Source organism: Paucibacter sp. JuS9 (assembly GCF_044043925.2).
In the GTDB taxonomy this organism is placed as follows: Bacteria; Pseudomonadota; Gammaproteobacteria; order Burkholderiales; family Burkholderiaceae_C; genus JAUASW01.
This window is the reverse complement of the sequence record NZ_CP194172.1, coordinates 4,908,334-4,924,833: the sequence shown is the minus strand read 5'-3', so window position 1 is coordinate 4,924,833 and position 16,500 is coordinate 4,908,334. Positions and strand designations below refer to the sequence as shown.

At 66.6% G+C, this 16,500-nt stretch carries 12 protein-coding genes; 4 read left to right on the top strand and 8 right to left on the bottom strand.

Translation table 11 applies throughout. The annotated features are described in order from the left end of the window. Position 1 precedes the first annotated feature (1 nt). From ABT392_RS21970 to ABT392_RS21945, 6 genes are all read right to left on the bottom strand, one after another. Complete coding sequence (locus tag ABT392_RS21970; protein ID WP_395384519.1) at positions 2-1,570, bottom strand: B12-binding domain-containing radical SAM protein; 1,569 nt, start codon at positions 1,568-1,570, stop codon at positions 2-4. Further along, on the bottom strand, positions 1,549-2,823 hold the full coding sequence (locus tag ABT392_RS21965; RefSeq protein ID WP_464970865.1) for a patatin-like phospholipase family protein: 1,275 nt from the start codon (positions 2,821-2,823) through the stop codon (positions 1,549-1,551). The genes ABT392_RS21970 and ABT392_RS21965 overlap by 22 nt, the downstream gene beginning before the upstream one ends. A 163-nt stretch (positions 2,824-2,986) precedes the next feature. Next, on the bottom strand, positions 2,987-4,243 hold the full coding sequence (locus ABT392_RS21960) for a glycoside hydrolase family 18 protein (protein ID WP_395384520.1): 1,257 nt from the start codon (positions 4,241-4,243) through the stop codon (positions 2,987-2,989). 69 nt (positions 4,244-4,312) lie between these two features. Beyond that, positions 4,313-4,978: a hypothetical protein gene (locus tag ABT392_RS21955; protein WP_334277500.1), complete on the bottom strand. Its 666-nt coding sequence runs from the start codon at positions 4,976-4,978 to the stop codon at positions 4,313-4,315. 36 nt (positions 4,979-5,014) lie between these two features. Continuing rightward, positions 5,015-6,139, bottom strand: a complete 1,125-nt coding sequence (locus tag ABT392_RS21950; RefSeq protein WP_395384521.1) for a diguanylate cyclase — start codon at positions 6,137-6,139, stop codon at positions 5,015-5,017. Positions 6,140-6,158: 19 nt separating this feature from the next. Beyond that, positions 6,159-6,665: an Lrp/AsnC family transcriptional regulator gene (locus ABT392_RS21945; RefSeq protein ID WP_395384522.1), complete on the bottom strand. Its 507-nt coding sequence runs from the start codon at positions 6,663-6,665 to the stop codon at positions 6,159-6,161. Positions 6,666-6,921: 256 nt separating this feature from the next. Here ABT392_RS21945 and ABT392_RS21940 point away from each other — a divergent pair, with 256 nt between their 5' ends. The 4 genes from ABT392_RS21940 (at position 6,922) to ABT392_RS21925 (ending at position 13,880) form a co-directional block, all read left to right on the top strand. Beyond that, positions 6,922-10,491 (top strand): indolepyruvate ferredoxin oxidoreductase family protein, encoded by a 3,570-nt coding sequence (locus ABT392_RS21940; protein WP_464970864.1) that lies wholly within the window; start codon positions 6,922-6,924, stop codon positions 10,489-10,491. A gap of 154 nt (positions 10,492-10,645) precedes the next feature. Continuing rightward, entirely contained in the window at positions 10,646-11,527 is an 882-nt protein-coding gene (locus ABT392_RS21935) for a DUF2167 domain-containing protein (RefSeq protein WP_395384523.1), read from the top strand. A 9-nt stretch (positions 11,528-11,536) separates the two neighbouring features. Next, positions 11,537-12,265 (top strand): site-2 protease family protein, encoded by a 729-nt coding sequence (locus ABT392_RS21930; RefSeq protein WP_334277508.1) that lies wholly within the window; start codon positions 11,537-11,539, stop codon positions 12,263-12,265. A gap of 61 nt (positions 12,266-12,326) precedes the next feature. After that, positions 12,327-13,880 (top strand): methyl-accepting chemotaxis protein, encoded by a 1,554-nt coding sequence (locus ABT392_RS21925; protein WP_464970863.1) that lies wholly within the window; start codon positions 12,327-12,329, stop codon positions 13,878-13,880. A gap of 3 nt (positions 13,881-13,883) precedes the next feature. On the opposite strand, the gene ABT392_RS21920 is transcribed toward ABT392_RS21925, so the two are convergent. Both ABT392_RS21920 and ABT392_RS21915 read right to left on the bottom strand, forming a co-directional pair. Beyond that, complete coding sequence (locus ABT392_RS21920) at positions 13,884-15,782, bottom strand: TRAP transporter large permease (RefSeq protein ID WP_395384524.1); 1,899 nt, start codon at positions 15,780-15,782, stop codon at positions 13,884-13,886. Next, complete coding sequence (locus ABT392_RS21915; RefSeq protein WP_334277511.1) at positions 15,779-16,405, bottom strand: TRAP transporter small permease subunit; 627 nt, start codon at positions 16,403-16,405, stop codon at positions 15,779-15,781. Before ABT392_RS21915 ends, ABT392_RS21920 begins: the two co-directional genes overlap by 4 nt. Positions 16,406-16,500 lie beyond the last annotated feature (95 nt).

Below are 16,500 nucleotides of genomic sequence, written 5' to 3'. Positions count from 1 at the left end.
CCTACCCTCGGATCATCGCAGGCAAGCGCTGCCGCTCGATCAGGATTTGCACCGGCATCTCGGTGCTGACGGACGAGCCCAGGTCAGCCTGCATGTCGGCATGCAGCTCTCCCTGAGCATCTGTGACTCGGGTGGGTTCAAAGAAGGCCTGGTAGCGTGCCTCCAGCGGGATGCGCGGCTGGTACAGCGTGCCCAGCGGCTCGCTCGGCCCGTAGTGGGTGCGCCGGGCGGCCCCGGCGCCCAGGTGCGCCTCGCGCGATGCGGTCGAGAAGCGCGGCAGCAGGCAGGCCAGGTCGGGGCTCAGCGCCGACAGCAGCGCCCGTGCCGGCAGCGTGCCGCGATAGCGACGCCACAGGCCCCAGGCATGGCGGCGCGCGCGGGTGGTGTCAATCATGCAGAAGTCCATCTCCGCCAGCAGCTGGCAGACCTCGTCTACCGGGTCGAGGCTTTCAGTCAGCAGCGAGCGGCCATCCATGTCGCGCAGCTTGAGGTGGGGCAGCAGCGCATGCTCGGCCACCAGGCGCCTGAACATCGGCGTGCCCAGCAGCGGAATCGCCAGGCTGATGAAGCTCGGCAGCGTCAAGGCCGGATTGGACGCGATGGCCTCGACCTCGGACCGCATCGCCGCCACCCGCCGCTCGCGGGGGTCGAAGATCAGGCCGTAATGAAAGGTCATGCCGGCGGACAGGCAACGCTCGATCCGCTGCGCGCCGGGCAATTGCAGGTTCTGCTTCTTTTGATAATGCCTCAACTGCGCGTCATCCATTGACTCGACGCCACTGAAGAAGCCGATGCAGCCGCTGCGCCGCGCCCGCTGCAGCCAATCGTCCTTGGCAAAGAAGTCCGAGGTCACGAGCGCTGCCCAGCCCTTGATGTGGCCAGCATCGACAAACTCCCGCAGCAGCTCCATGCGCGCCTCCACGTCGCACCTCGCGCCACCGAAGAAGTTCTGGTCCAGGAACATCACGCATTGCTTGCCCTGCAGCTGCTCCAGTTGCGCCCTCACCTGGGCCAGGGCCAGCGACTGGTAGGGCCGGCCCTCGGCCGTCATCGAGCAGAAGCTGCAGGCGAAGTTGCAGTTGCGGCTGGCCTCGGCATAGCCGACCGGATGCCAGCGGGGGCCGAGGTCCAGGCGCGGCGTCACCGCGGCCGCGCGCATCTCGGGCCCATACATGCCGGCCACCATTTCGGCCAGCGACTCGACGTCGCCACTCAGCACGATGTCGAAGTAGCGCGCGCAGAGCTGGGGCAGCACGCGCGCCAGCGGCCCGCCAGCCACCACGACCACGCCCGGGTTCAAGCTTTTGGCATAGGCGCAGAGCTGCTTCATGCGGTCGAGTGCGCTGTTGAGGCCGGTGAGCACAAGCAGCTGCGCCCAGGCCAGGCGCTTGAGCTCGTCCAGCGGCCCCTGGCGGAACTCGCAATGCACCTGCAGCTCGCAGCACTCCCGGGCAAAGGCGCCGGCCAGCGCCAGCGGTGCAATGGACTGCGGCACGAAGAGCGGATTGCCTCGCGCACCGCGGTTGTTGTCGGAGTAGCAGTTGACGATCAGGACTCTGAGCTTGCGCATTCGCGGCCTTGTGTCGTCACCGCGGGCTCGCGGCTCATGCTCGCCCAGGCCGCCTTGGCATCGGCAAAGCGTGCGTAGCCGATCTCGCAGCAGCGTTGCTCGTTCCAGCGGCCGTTGGCATCGAGCGAGAAGTAGCCGCCCGCACGGCGCACCGCCTGGTTCTGGCTGGCGCCGGAGATCCAGTTGTCGCAGAGCAGCTCGATCAGGCGCACGTCCTCATCGGCGGTGGCGGCGATGTCCATGTCCACCAGACGGCCGAACTCCTCGGGCGAGGCAAAGCCCTTGGGCGGCGCCCAATGCTGGCCCTCACGGCGCGGATGGATCAGGGGGCTGCAACGGATGATCGGCGATTCGCAAACCTGACCCGCCTGCCGCGGCACCTGCGCGCTGAGGGACAGATGGGCCAGGTAGCTGTCGGCATCCGGCGGCTCGGCAATGATGGCGCGCGCCACCTTGCGCAGGTCCTTGCGCAGGCAGGGTCTGGGGGCCTTGACCTTGAAGGACGGGTCGCAATCGGCGTCCCAAGGCAGCAGCATGCAGTTGCCGGAGCCGAGCGAGAGCACGCCGATGGCATCGCGGGGCACGCCATTGGCAATCGCCTCGCTGGCCGCGAGTTGCACCGGGTTGTTGAAGCCGGTCAGCGCGCCGTCCCAGAAGCCCGGTGAGTTGCTGCCTGCGGCGCTGGCCAGGCCGCCGAACCAGTTCAGCGGCGCATGCGTGGAGAGATTGATCGCATCGAGCAGGCTGATATGCCCGTCGTTGCGCGGAAAGTTGGCGGCCCCGCTGTCGCTGCGGCTGCGCAGCAGCTTGGCGCGGTCGAACTGGTAGTCGTAGCCGACGATCAGCAGCTCGGGCATGCCGCGCTCATCGGCCAGCTCCGACATCTTCCTGGGCCCGTTCGTGCCCACCACCGAGGCCATGAAGTCGCGCTTGCTCTCCATGCTGAAGCGGCAGCCGATGTCGCCCATCGTGAGCACCGACAGCAGGCGCTCGTACCAGGGCAGCTTGCAAAAAAAACGCTGCCGGTTCTGCTCGCTCTGGAACAGTCGGACGATCTGGCCGGGTGTCAGGTCGGCCACCAGCGCAGCGATCACGAAGGACCCGCCCGAGGTGCCGGCCGCCAGCTGAAACTGCGAGAGCAGCTGGCGCCCCGGCATGTCGGGGCCGAACAGCTCCTGCAGTGCCCGCGCCTGTGCCAGGCAAAACGTGCCCCCGCCGTCCAGACTGAGGATGCGGTAGGGCTTGTACAGCACGGCGGGCTCCTTCCCATGCTCCTTGCGGAGGCGGCAGCAGCAGCATGCGCACATGCACGGCGCACGACGCGCCGATTTACCTCCTTTCGGAGGCGGAGGTCAAGGCAATGCCGGCATCGGCCCGATCAACGTGGCGCGGCAGGCACGGCCTGACCCCATGCAGCTAGCGGGGGCGCTTGCCCAGGCCGAGATTCATGGCATTGAGCAGCTCGCCACGGTAGTCCTGCGACAGCTCCCATGCGAACAGGCCAGCGAGGCCGGCGCGGCGCGCATGGCGGCCCTTGTCCAGCACGCCGCGCGGGTCATCGAAGCCGATCCAGATTTGCTGCCCGGGCTCGTACAGGCTCCAGGAGCCGGTGCCCGGATCGTGGCGCAATTGCCAGCCCTTGGCGGGCTGGCCGCGATCATCGATGCGGTCTGCACGCAAGGCACGGTAGGTGACGGCACCGACATCGCCTTCAGCCGGATACGGCCCGCTGCGCGCGGCGCCGTTCACCGGCTTGCTGACACCGGCAAAGCCACGGCCGTACATGGCCACGCCGGCCACCAGCTTCTTGCGCGGCACGCCGGCACGTTCAAGGTTCTGCACCGAGCGCTCCAGGCTTTCATCGCCCGGCCGCTGGCTCCTCAAGGCCGTGTGATGACCAGCATCGGGCGACCAGGCACCGTAGTAGTCGTAGCTCATCATGAAGACCAGATCCAGCGCCTTGGCGGCCTGCTGGAAGTTGATGCGCTCAACGATGGCGCTGGTCGGATTGACGGCGGTGGTCACCAGGTAGCGGCGGCCGGTCTCGCGGCCCAGCAGCTCGACGGCGGCGCGCAGATCGTCCATCAGGTCGGCATAGCCCTGGCCGTCACTCTTGCTGCCGAGCTGCACGCCATTGACCTTGCCGTTGTCGCCCGGGTGCTCCCAGTCGATGTCCACACCATCGAAGCCCGGATGCTCGCGCAGGAAGCGCACCACGTCCGTGGCGAAGGCCTGGCGCCTGGCGGCGTCGCCAGCAAGATGGAAGAAGCCGTCCGAGCCGCCCCAGCCACCAACCGAGGCCAGCACCTGCAGCTCGGGCAGGCGCTGCTTGAGCTTCAGGAAACCGGCGTCAAAGCGCCGCTCGGTCTCGCCATCGCTCAGCGAGAACGCGGGCCGGCCAGCACAGAGCTTTTCGTCCTTGGCCAACTGGCCCGGGCCACAGATGCGCAGAAAGGCATAGAGCACATGGCTCAGGCTGCCGGGCTGGATCCGGTCCAGCAGGCTGATGTCCTCCCAGCCGGGCACATAGGCGCCGACGACGGGCGAATCGGGCTGCGTCTTGAACGCAAGAGGTTTGCCGCCGAAAGCCGGCGGCGCAGCAAGCAGCGGACCGCTCAGGCCAAGGGAAAGGGAACAGCAGAAAGACAGTACCGCGGTAGCAGGCAGGCGCATGAGGACTCCGTGTCGCAAGCGACGCGAAGACTAACACCAATTTACTACCAATCAGATACCAATTTCAAACTACTGCGGCGCCGGGCTGATGCGCACCTGGAGCTCGCGGCTGAGTTGCGGCTCGGCGTCGCGGCTGCTGTAGACGCCAGGCGGTGAGGCCTGCGGGCCGACGCCGTCACGGGCTATCACCACCCATTGCTGCAACGGTACCAGCAGGCTGCTGATCAGTTCCTCGCTGCCGGCCTCGTCGCGCGGCTGCAAGCTGCGCAGCTCCAGCAGGGCCGGCTTGGCGCCACCGGGCCAGTTCACCTTGAGCTGCACACCGGTCTGCCGTTCAACCCAGACCGAACGCGACTGCGCCTGCGGCTGCATCTGGCCCCGGCGCATCTCGACGCCCCAATCGATCCATTCGACACGCTTGCGCTCATTCATCAAGGCGCTGGCCGAGCGGCCATTGAGCACCATCAGCCTTTGCACAGCGCCGACGCCGGCATCGTCGGGCCGGGTGGAGACCATCTTGCCGCCCTTGGGCGAGACCGAGCCGCCAGTGCCCACCACCACGGCACCCTGCTTGTTGCCGGCCAGAGCCGCGCCGCTGATGCTGGACTCGACCCAGCGCAGCTCGATCTGCAACATCAGCTGTGGCGGCTCGGCGGCCCGCGCCAGCAGCGGCACGAGGACCACCGCTGGGAGCAGCGCGGGAAGCAGGTGTACGAGAAGATGACGCCTGATCATGAGAGCTTCAGCATAGGCGCGGGCGCCGCTGCAGACTCAGCCGAAAAGCACGCGATTGCGGCCTTCATTCTTGGCCTGGTAGAGCAGTCGGTCGGCCCGCTCCAGCGTCTGCTCCAGGCTTTCACCGGGGCGGTGCTGGGTGAGACCGGCCGAAACACTGGTTTGCAGCATGCGTTCGCCCATCGGCACACGAAGCGCCTCCACATGCTCGCGCACGCGCTCAACGCCAGCCACGGCCGGCGGCATGCGCGCATCGGCCATCAGCAGCACGAACTCCTCGCCGCCCCAGCGCGCCAGCACGTCGGAGGCGCGGATCGCCGCCTGCGCAACGTCGGAAAAGCCGCGCAGCACCGCGTCGCCAGCGCCGTGGCCATGCTGGTCGTTGATGCGCTTGAAGTGGTCGATGTCCAGCAGCGCGACGCAGAAGCTCTGGCCACTGCGCTGGCAGCGCTGCACCTCCTGGTCCAGGAGCGTCTGCATGTGGCGGCGGTTCAGGAGCCCGGTCAGTTCATCGCGCGTGGCCATCGACTGGATCTGCGCCAGCGCTTCGGCCAGCTCGGTCTTCTGCTGCGCCAGCCGGTGCCGGATGCGACTCAGGCGCCCGGCCAGGATGGATACCGCCGGCAGCGTGCAGGCCAGCATCAGGAAGTGGCCCAGTTCGACGGCTGGCGGGTAGACCGCGGGCTTGCACTGCGACATCGCCGCCATCGTCAGGCCGAACAGGCCGAGGGCATAGAGGCTGATGCGCAGGGTCGTGCTGGCGCGCAGCTGGAACATCCCGAACACCAGGATGATCATGAGGATGGGAAAGGTCGCGCCGCGCACCGGCCCGGCCATTGAGTAGCCGATGGCGCCACTGGCAATCGCGAACACCATCTGCCCAACGGTCAGCGAGGGATCGGCCAGGCGCTTGCTCCAGCCGCAGCGGATCAGGAGGTAGGCCGTCAGGAGGCCGCCGAGGGACAGGACAGTCCACCACCACAGCGGCCCCTGGTCCACGCCCGTGACCCAGGCCGCGTACTGCATGATGCAGACGCAGATCGCCATCAGGGCGATGGCCAGGCTGGCCTGGCGCAGGCGTATGCGCTGCACCGGCTCGGTAGTGAACAGCAGGTCCGCGAGGCGGTCCGTCCAGCCGGCAGTCGTGGCGACACGTGTCATGAGCCACAAGCCTACCCGATCAGCCGCCCCGTGCCGATTGCAAGTGTGCGAGCGGCACACCGCCGCCGGCCTTCACTTCGCCCAAAGAGAAGCTCGTGTGCACATCCTTGACATTGGGCAAGCTCAAGAGTGTGTCGATCGTGAAGCGGCTGAAGGCATCGAGGTCGGTGGCCAGCACCTGCAACTCGAACGTGCCGGCACCAGAGATGTAGTGGCAGGAGATCACTTCGGGCAGGCGGCGTATCGCTTCTTCCAGCACCTTGGTGGCCTGCGCATTGTTGCGGTCCGCATCCACCTTCACGAAGGCCAGCACACCGAGGCCGACCTTGCGGCGGTCGATCTCGGCCCGATAGCCGGTGATGTAGCCCTGCTCCTCCAGCCAGCGCACGCGGCGCCAGGTCGGCGCGGCCGACAGGCCGATGCGCGCCGCCAGCTCGGCATTGGACAGGCGCGCCTCGCGCTGCAGCTCGACGAGGATGGCGATGTGATAGCGGTCCAGGGCGCCGTCTTCGCTCTCGGCGGGCACGGGCTGGCCAGCCTGAGAAGACGCCGGCACGGAGACCTGGGTTTGCCCTGATTTGCGGGATTTCGTCGCCATATTGGTAGTGATTTGCCAGTTTGAGAAAGATTATTGCTCCAAGCTTCGGTTTAGGGCGTAAATGAGAAAGCACCCCTCGCCATGCTTTCCCTACACTCGCTGATCCGGAATACTGCCGATATCCGGGCCCGCACGCGCGCCACAAGCGAGCACTGCCAGCCTCGTCCCCCAGGAGCCATCGCCCATGAATGCACCGCTGCCCGAACACATCCTGCGCGCCCTCGAAAAGGTCACGCTGGATGACAAATACTCGCTAGACAACGGTCGCGCCTTCATGAGCGGCGTGCAGGCCCTGGTGCGCCTGCCCATGCTGCAGCGCACGCGGGACGCGATGGTCGGCCTCAACACTGCCGGCTTCATCTCGGGCTACCGCGGTTCTCCGCTGGGCGGCTACGACCAGATGCTGATGCAGGCCAAGAAGCACCTGGCCAAGCAGAACATCGTGTTCCAGCCGGGCGTGAACGAAGAGCTGGGCGCCACCGCCGTGTGGGGTTCGCAGCAGCTGGACCTGTTCCCGGAGAAGGCCAAGTACGACGGCGTGTTCGGCATCTGGTACGGCAAGGGCCCGGGCGTGGACCGCTGCATCGACGTGTTCAAGCACGCCAACATGGCCGGCACTTCCAAGCATGGCGGCGTGATCGCCGTGGCCGGCGATGACCACATCGCCAAGAGCTCCACGGCCGCGCACCAGAGCGACCACGTGTTCAAGGCCGTCGGCTTCCCGGTGTTCTTCCCGAGCAGCGTGCAGGACATCCTCGACATGGGCCTGCATGCCTTCGCCATGAGCCGCTTCTCGGGCCTCTGGTCGGGCCTGAAGACGATCCAGGAGATCGTTGAATCCTCGGGCAGCATCAGCGTCGACCCGGACCGCGTGAACATCATCCTGCCGGAAGACTTCCAGATGCCCGAGGGCGGCCTGCACATCCGCTGGCCCGATGCGCCGCTGGAGCAGGAAAAGCGCCTGATGGATTACAAGTGGTACGCCGCCCTGGCCTATGTGCGTGCCAACAAGCTGAACTACAACGTCGTAGCCACGCCGAACGACCGCTTCGGCATCATCGCCAGCGGCAAGGCCTGGAACGACACCCGCCAGGCGCTGCACGACCTGGGTCTGGACGACGACACCTGCCGGCGCCTCGGCATCCGCCTGCACAAGGTCAACGTCGTGTGGCCGCTGGAAGCCACCATCACGCGCGACTTCGCCACCGGCCTGCAGGAGATCCTGGTCGTCGAAGAAAAGCGCCAGATGATCGAGTACCAGCTCAAGGAAGAGCTGTACAACTGGCGCCCCGATGTGCGCCCCAATGTGCTGGGCAAGTTCGACGAGATCGAAGGTGACAACACCGGCGGCGAATGGAACCAGGCCAACCCGAGCCAGAACTGGCTCTTGCGCCCTCAGGCTGACCTGACGCCGGCCATAATTGCCCGTGCCATTGCCAAGCGCCTGAAGAAGCTGGGCGTTGACAGCGACATCCAGGCCCGCCTGGACGCCCGCGTCGCCGTGATCGACGCGAAGGAAAACGCGCTCAAGGCCGAGGAGAAGACCGCCGGCGGTGCCGACCGCACGCCCTGGTTCTGCTCCGGCTGCCCGCACAACACCTCGACCCGCGTGCCCGAAGGCTCGCGCGCCGTGGGCGGCATCGGCTGCCACTACATGGTGACCTGGATGCCGGGCCGCAACACCGCCACCTTCACGCAGATGGGTGGCGAAGGCGTGCCCTGGGTCGGCCAGGCACCATTCACGGATGAGAAGCACATCTTCTCCAACCTGGGCGACGGCACCTACTTCCACAGCGGCATCCTGGCGATCCGCCAGAGCATCGCTGCCGGCGTGAACATCACCTACAAGATCCTCTACAACGACGCGGTCGCGATGACCGGCGGCCAGCAGGTGGGCGAGCGCCCGGAAGGCCACAGCGTCACGCAGATCATGAACAGCGTGCTGTCCGAAGGCGTGGCCAAGCTGGTGATCGTCACCGACGAACCCGAGAAGTACGCCGGCAAGCCGCTGGGCCTGGGCGTGACCGTGCACCACCGCGACGAGCTGGACGCGATCCAGCGCCAGTTCCGCGAGATCCCGGGCACGACGGCCATCATCTACGACCAGACCTGCGCCACGGAGAAGCGCCGCCGCCGCAAGCGCGGCAAGCTCGTGGATCCGGCCAAGCGCGTCGTCATCAACGAACTGGTCTGCGAAGGCTGCGGTGACTGCTCCATCCAGTCCAACTGCCTGTCGGTCGAGCCTCTGGAAACCGATTTCGGCCGCAAGCGCCAGATCAACCAGAACAGCTGCAACAAGGACTACAGCTGCACCAAGGGCTTCTGCCCGAGCTTCGTCACCATCGAAGGCGGCGCGCTCAGGAAGCCCAAGAAGGACAAGTCGCTGAACCCCTTTGATGCCGCCATGGGCGTCATTCCGCAGCCCACGATCCCGAGCGCAGCCGAAGCCTGGGGCATCGTGGTCGCCGGCGTCGGCGGCACCGGCGTCATCACCATCGGCCAGCTGCTGGGCATGGCCGCCCACCTCGAAGGCAAGGGCGTGATCACGCAGGACGCAGCGGGTCTCGCGCAAAAGGGCGGCGCGACCTGGAGCCACATCCAGATCGCTGACCATGCGGACGACATCCACTGCACCAAGGTTGGCACAGCCGAAGCGCAGCTGGTGATCGCCTGCGACTCCATCGTCGCGGCCAACAGGACCACGCTGGCCGTGATGCGCGAAGGCCGCACCTTCGTGGCGCTCAACACCCATGGCTCGCCCACCGCGAGCCTGGTGAATGACGCCAACTGGAGCTTCCCCGGCGCCGCCTGCGAGGGCGCCATTCAAGCCGCCGTCGGCAAGGACCATCTCGGCATGTTCGACGCCGAGGAAGTGGCCGTGAAGCTGGTCGGCGATTCGCTGTACACCAACCCGCTGATGCTGGGTTATGCCTGGCAGCAGGGCCGCATCCCGCTGAGCTATGCAGCCCTGATGCGCGCCATCGAGCTGAACAACGTCCAGATCGACAACAACAAGGCCGCCTTCGAATGGGGCCGTCGCTGCGCCCATGACCTGGCGGGCGTGCAGTCGCTGTACTTGTCAAATAGCGCCGCCAAGCAGGTGATCAACTTCGTCAAGCGCCCGGGCGTGGACGAGATCGTCGCCAAGCGCGTCGAGTTCCTGACCGGCTATCAGAACGCGGCCTATGCCGAGCAGTACAAGGCCTTCGTCGAGAAGGTGCGTGCGGCAGAAGGCGCCCTGAACAGCACGAAGCTGACCGAAGCCGTGGCCAAGTACCTGTTCAAGCTGATGGCCTACAAGGACGAGTACGAAGTCGCCCGCCTGCACAGCGACACCTCGTTCACCGACAAGATCGCCGCGCAGTTCGAGGGCGACTACAAGATCGTGCACCACCTGGCACCGCCGCTGCTGTCGAAGAAGAACGACAAGGGCGAGCTGATCAAGCGCCAATTCGGCGCCTGGGTGCGCCCGGCCTTCTCGGTGCTGGCGAAGATGAAGGGCCTGCGCGGCACGGCGCTGGACATCTTCGGCTACACCGAAGAGCGCAAGATGGAACGCGCGCTGATCCAGCAGTACCGCGAAAGCATCGAAGCGATCTTGAGCAAGGGCCTGACGGCCGAGCGCCTGCCGCTCGCCACCGACATCGCCCGCATCCCGGAAGAGATCCGCGGCTACGGCCATGTGAAGGAGCGCCATGTGCATGCCGCGCGCGGCAAGTGGGACGGCCTGATGAACCAGTGGCGCCAGGCCTGATCGTTCAGTCGATCCAACGCTCCGCCCCAAAACAACCCGCAGCGCGCAAGCCCTGCGGGTTTGTTTTGCCCAGTCAAGCGGCAGGCGGCGGCTAGACTGGCGCGCCCTCATGCGGGGCTACCGATCAGACAGGGGGATTCCAACAATGATGAAGATGAACGCCATGCTGGCGCGGGCGCTGTTGTGCCTGCTGCTGGTCAACGCCGGGCCGGCCCTGGCCCAAGGCAAGGACGACGCCGCCAAGGCCTGGGCCGATGCCCAGCAGGCCGCCAAGCCCGGCCCGCAGGACATTGCCCTGGCCGGCCAGGCCGTGCTGCACCTGCCCGAGGGCAAGGTCTTCATCCCGCAGCCGCACGCGGCGGCCGTGATGCGCGCCATGGGCAATCCGGGCAGCTATGCCGACCTGGAAGGCGTCATCTTTCCGGCGGGCCAGGGCGGCTGGTTCGCCGTGCTGCGCTTCGAGAAGTCGGGCTACATCAAGGACGACGACGCCAAGGACTGGAACGCCGACGATCTCCTCAAGTCCTACCGCGAAGGCACCGAGGCTTCCAACGAAGAGCGCGTGAAGATGGGCGTGCCGGCGATGGAAATCACCGGCTGGGCCGAGAAGCCCGCCTATGCCAAGGACAGCCACCGGCTCGTCTGGGCGATGAGCTCACGCAGCAAGGGCGCGCCGGCTGGCGATGAAGCCGGTGTCAACTACAACACCTATGCGCTGGGCCGCGAGGGCTACATGAGCCTGAACCTTGTGACCGGCCTGAACGAGCTGAGCAGCCACAAGGCCGAGGCGCAAAGCCTGCTGGCCGCGCTGGAGTTCAACGAAGGCAAGCGCTATGCCGACTTCGACAGCAGCACCGACCACGTGGCCGAATACGGCCTGGCCGCGCTGGTGCTGGGCGTGGGCGCCAAGAAGCTGGGCCTACTGGCCGTGGTCTTCGCCTTCGTCGCCAAGTTCGCCAAGGTGTTCATCCTGGGCGGGGCCGGCGTCGCCGCCGTCGCTGCAAAGTTCTTCAAGCGCAACAAGCCCCAGGCCTGAAGCCACCCCATGATCAAGTTGCTGCTGCTGGCCTTCTCGGGCCTCAAGTTCGGCAAGCTGCTGGCCAGTGGCGGCACCATGCTGCTGTCGGTCGTGGTCTATGCCTGGATCTTTGGCTGGCGCTATGCGGTGGGCTTCGTGGCCCTGCTCTTTGTGCACGAGATGGGCCACTTCCTGGCGGCCCGGCAGAAGGGGCTGAACGTGGGCCTGCCCACCTTCATTCCCTTCGTCGGCGCCTGGGTCGAGCTGAAGGACCTGCCGCATGATGCGCAGACCGAGGCCTATGTAGGCTTGGCTGGCCCGCTCGTGGGCACGGTGGGTGCCACGCTGTGCTACCTGCTCGCGCGCAGCGAAGGCTCGAACCTGCTGCTGGCCATTGCCTACAGCGGCTTCTTCCTGAACCTGTTCAATCTGATCCCCGTTTCGCCCTTCGACGGCGGCCGCATCACGGCCGTGCTCTCGCCCCGCATCTGGCTCCTGGGCGTGCCCGTGCTGGTGGGCCTGTTCCTGTGGCGGCCCAGCCCCATGCTGATCCTGATGGCGATCCTGGCCTGGCCCCAGCTGTGGAAAGCCTGGAAGTACCGCAAGGACAGCGTCGAGGCCCAGACCTACTACGCTGTGCCAGCGGCCGTGAAGTGGGAGTACGGCAGCTGCTACCTGCTGCTGGCCGCCTACCTGGCCGTGATGAGCCACGATGTGCACGAGATGCTCGGAACGCACGGGGCCGGATTGACATAGTTCTGGCGCCGGCATTCAATGGACTTCAGGCGGTCACTGCGAACCGCTCCAGGGGTCCATCATGATGAACGGCAAGGCCATAGGCATCTCTTTCCGGCTCTGGCTGCCCACGCTGTTGACGGCGGCCATTCTTCTCACACTGACGCTGGTGTCGAGCTGGCGCAGCGCCCAGGCGCTGGAGGCCGAGCAGACCGCACAGGCCGAGCAGCGGGAAAAGCTGGAGATCTCGCTGCAATGGGCCGGGCTCACGCAGGCCAATGCGGCCCGCACCATGGCCGGCCTTCAGGCCAGCGATGCTGGGTTAGCGACCCTGCTCAAGCCCGAGATGGATGCGACCTCGGCCCGCATCTCCGAGCTGCAGAAGAAGATCGAGGCAACGGCCGACACCCAGGAAGAGAAGAGCAGCCTGGCTGCGATCGCCAAGGCACGCGCCGTCTACATCGAGGCGCGCAATGCGGCCGCCAAGGCCAGGGGCAGCGGCGACACGGACACGCAGGTCGCCGGCGTGCGCAGCCTGCTCGAGCAGTACCTCGCCGCACAGAAGTCCTATGTGGATCTCCAGCGCAGCATGGCCGTGGACGTGGCAGCGGCAGCCAAGAGCGCCCGCTCGGCCAGCGTGATGATCACGGCCGTGCTGCTCGGCGCCGTGGTGCTGATGTTGCTGGTCAGCACCTGGCTGATGGCGCGTTCCTTCATCCCGCCGCTGCGCCTCGCACTGGACGCGACCGAGCGCATCGGCGCGGGCGACCTCTCGGTGCAACTGGAAAGCGGCCGGGGCGACGAAATCGGCGACCTGCAGCGCGGCCTCAACCGCATGGTCGTCTCCCTGCGCAGCCTGGTGCGCGATGTGCGCGACAGCGCCGAGAACATCAAGTCGGCGGCCAGCGAAATTGCCATGGGCAACCAGGACCTGAGCCAGCGCACCGAGGCGGCGGCCAGCAGCCTGCAGCAGACCGCCTCGACAATGGAAGAGCTCACCAGCACCGTGCGCAGCTCGTCCGACTCTGCCGCCACGGCCAACCAGCTGGCGGTGGACGCCGCCAGCGTGGCACAGAACGGCGGCCAGGTCGTGGGCCAGGTGGTGGACACCATGGGGCGCATCCACGCCAGCTCGGGCCGCATCAGCGACATCATCGGTGTGATCGACGGCATCGCCTTCCAGACCAACATCCTGGCCTTGAACGCGGCGGTTGAAGCAGCCCGCGCGGGCGAGCAAGGCCGCGGCTTTGCGGTCGTTGCGAGCGAGGTGCGGGCCCTGGCGCAGCGCTCGGCCGGCGCCGCCAAGGAGATCAAGACGCTGATCGGCCAGAGCGTCAGCGAGGTCGACGCCGGCTCAAGCCTGGTTGGCCGCGCGGGCACCACGATGGGCGCAGTGGTCGACAGCGTCAAGCGCGTGACCAGCGTGCTCGGCGAGGTCAGCGCCAGCTCCCGCGAGCAGAGCCAGAGCCTGGCCACCATCAATGCCGCGGTCAGCCAGCTCGATCACATGACACAGCAGAACTCGGCCCTGGTCGAAGAAAGCGCGGCGGCCGCCGCCAGCCTGCAGGAGCAGGCCCTGCGACTGGCGAGCATGGTCGAGACCTTCAGGCTCGAAGGCGCCTTGGCACGTTCCTGAGGCTCACTTGTAGAGCAGGTGCGGCAGCCACAGGCCGATTTGCGGCCAGATGTAGAGCAGCACGATGGCAATGACCTGGATGCCCATGAAGGGCAGCATGCCGGCGAAGATCTGGTTCAGTGTCACGTGCCTGGGGCTCACACCCTTCAGGTAGAAGGCCGCCATCGCCACCGGCGGTGACAGAAAGGCGGTCTGCAGGTTCAGCGCCACCAGCAGGCCGAAGAACAGCGGGTCGATGCCGAACTTGTCGAGCAGCGGGATGAAGATCGGCATGAAGATCACGATGATCTCGGTCCACTCCAGGGGCCAGCCGAGGATGAAGATGATCAGCTGCGACAGGATCAGGAACTGCACCGGCGTCAGATTCATCGACAGCACCCAGCGCTCGACCAGTTCCTGCCCGCCCAGCAGCGCAAACGCCGCCGCGAAGATGGCGCTGCCCACGAAAAGCCAGCACACCATGGCGCTGGTCTTGGCGGTCAGGAACACCGACTCCCTGACCACGCCGAAGTTCAGCTGCCGGTAGGCCGCAGCCAGCAGCAGGCCGCCTGCGGCACCGACCGCCGCAGCCTCGGTGGGCGTGGCCAGACCAAACACGATGGAACCCAGCACCGCCACGATCAGCACCACCAGCGGGAAGAACGACGCCAGCAGCATCTTGAAGATCTCGAGCCGCTGGAAAGTGAACTGCAGGTAGAACAGCGCCAGCAGCACGGCGCCCACGCCGGTACCGATCCAGAAGTTGCGCGAGGCCGGCACGCGCTCTGCGGCTGCGGCCGGCGCAGCGACCGCCCCGGGCGCGGCGGCGCTGGCGGCCTCCTCTTCGGCGCCGGGCGGCGCCTTCAGACCGCCGCCCTGCTCGGCCCCTGGGGGCTCTTGCAGGCCCCCTTGAACCGCTTCAACTGCGGAACCCGGTGGCGTGCTCACGCTGTCGGTCTGGACCAGGACTGCCGCCTCGGGGGCGGCCGTCGACACGCGATAGGACAGGCCCGCCACGGCCAGGAACAGCAGCAGCGGCAGCAGCACCACGCCCAGCTGACGCAGCACATGGGCCGCCGGCACGCCGAGATTGCGGCGTCCGCGCAGTGCGGCGAGCAGGGCCGGCAGCGCACGGTTGGAGATGCCGTCGGCAAGCGGCTGCGTCAGCGGTGGCAGCGGCACGAAGCGGTCGGCCATCGACAGCGGCGGCGCCAGGTGGGGTTTCCATTTGGCTAGGATGATCACGTAGAGCATGTAAAGCCCCGCCAGCATCAGGCCCGGAAAGAAGGCACCCGCATAGAGCTGCACCACCGACACGCCCGCCGTGGCGCCATAGACGATCAGCATCACCGAGGGCGGAATCAGGATGCCCAGGCAGCCACCCGCCGTGATGGCGCCCGCCGAGAGCTTGACGTCATAGCCGGCCTTGAGCATCTGCGGCAGCGCCAGCAGCCCCATCAGCGTGACCACCGCGCCGACGATGCCGGTGGCGGTGGCAAACACGGCACAAGTGAAGATGGTGGCCACGGCCAGCGAGCCCGGCACGCGCGCCATGGCCAGATGCAGGGAGCGGAAGAGCTTCTCGATCAGGTTGGCCCGCTCGATCAGGTAGCCCATGAACACGAACAGCGGGATCGAGATCAGCACATCCTTGCTCATCACGTTGAAGGTCGACTGCACCATCAGCGTGAGCGTCTTGTCGGTGTCGCGGTCGTAGGCCAGCCAGGTGAAGATCATGCCCATGCCCATCAGCGTGAAGGCGGTGGGGAAACCGAGCATGATGGCCACCACCACCAGCGAAAGCATCAGCAGGCCCAGATGCCCGCGGGTGATCTGCTCGGCGCTGATCAGCATGGCGGCCACGCCAAGCAGGATCAGCGCCATCAGGCTGAAGCCGAACCACAGTTCTTTGCGGATTTTCACGGGCGCTCCTCGCGGACCGGGGGGACGACCAGGCGGTCGAGTGCTTCGATGTCTTCGTTCTTCACATGGACCATGGCCTTGAGCTTGTCGACGTCGACCTCCACCACGTCTTCACCGCGCGAGGGCCACTCGCCGTCGCGCAGGCACTGCAGGCAACGCACGATCTCGACCAAGCCCTGCAGCAGCAGCATGCCGCCGGCCAATGGAATGACGAACTTGAACGGGTAGAGCGGCAACGGCACGGCCGAGAAGGTCTGCTCACGGATGGCCAGGGCCTCCTGCGCATAGTTCCAGCCCGCCCAGGTCAGCGCCACGACGCCGGGCAGGAAGAACAGCACGTAAAGCACCAGGTCCACCCAGGCCTGGGCGCGCGGTGAGAAGAAGCTGTAGAGCACGTCGCCGCGCACATGGTTGTTCTTGGCCAGCGTGTAGGCGCCGGCCATCATGAACAGCGTGCCGTAGAGCATGATCTGCGCGTCCAGCACCCAGGCGTGGGGCGTGTTCAGCGCATAGCGCGAGAACACCTCCCAGGTGATCAGGCCTGTGAGCAGCAGGATCAGCCAGGCAAAGGCCTGGCCCAACCAGGTGGAGACGCGATCCACCGCCAGCAGCATTGCTTGCATCAGTGACGTCCTTCTTGTTGCGCGGGCCTTCTCTTGCGGAGCGGCCCTCGACAGACGAGTGGCAGTCGGGCGGGGACTGCCACTCTCCGGTTTCA

Excerpts from the sequence above, each read along its gene's own strand:
- ABT392_RS21950 (WP_395384521.1), bottom strand. The coding sequence starts at position 6,139 with ATGACACGTGTCGCCACGACTGCCGGCTGGACGGACCGCCTCGCGGAC.
- ABT392_RS21935 (WP_395384523.1), top strand. The coding sequence starts at position 10,646 with ATGAACGCCATGCTGGCGCGGGCGCTGTTGTGCCTGCTGCTGGTCAAC.
- ABT392_RS21930 (WP_334277508.1), top strand. The coding sequence starts at position 11,537 with ATGATCAAGTTGCTGCTGCTGGCCTTCTCGGGCCTCAAGTTCGGCAAG.
- ABT392_RS21915 (WP_334277511.1), bottom strand. The coding sequence starts at position 16,405 with ATGCAAGCAATGCTGCTGGCGGTGGATCGCGTCTCCACCTGGTTGGGC.
- ABT392_RS21970 (WP_395384519.1), bottom strand. The coding sequence starts at position 1,570 with ATGCGCAAGCTCAGAGTCCTGATCGTCAACTGCTACTCCGACAACAAC.
- ABT392_RS21940 (WP_464970864.1), top strand. The coding sequence starts at position 6,922 with ATGAATGCACCGCTGCCCGAACACATCCTGCGCGCCCTCGAAAAGGTC.
- ABT392_RS21925 (WP_464970863.1), top strand. The coding sequence starts at position 12,327 with ATGATGAACGGCAAGGCCATAGGCATCTCTTTCCGGCTCTGGCTGCCC.
- ABT392_RS21960 (WP_395384520.1), bottom strand. The coding sequence starts at position 4,243 with ATGCGCCTGCCTGCTACCGCGGTACTGTCTTTCTGCTGTTCCCTTTCC.
- ABT392_RS21955 (WP_334277500.1), bottom strand. The coding sequence starts at position 4,978 with ATGATCAGGCGTCATCTTCTCGTACACCTGCTTCCCGCGCTGCTCCCA.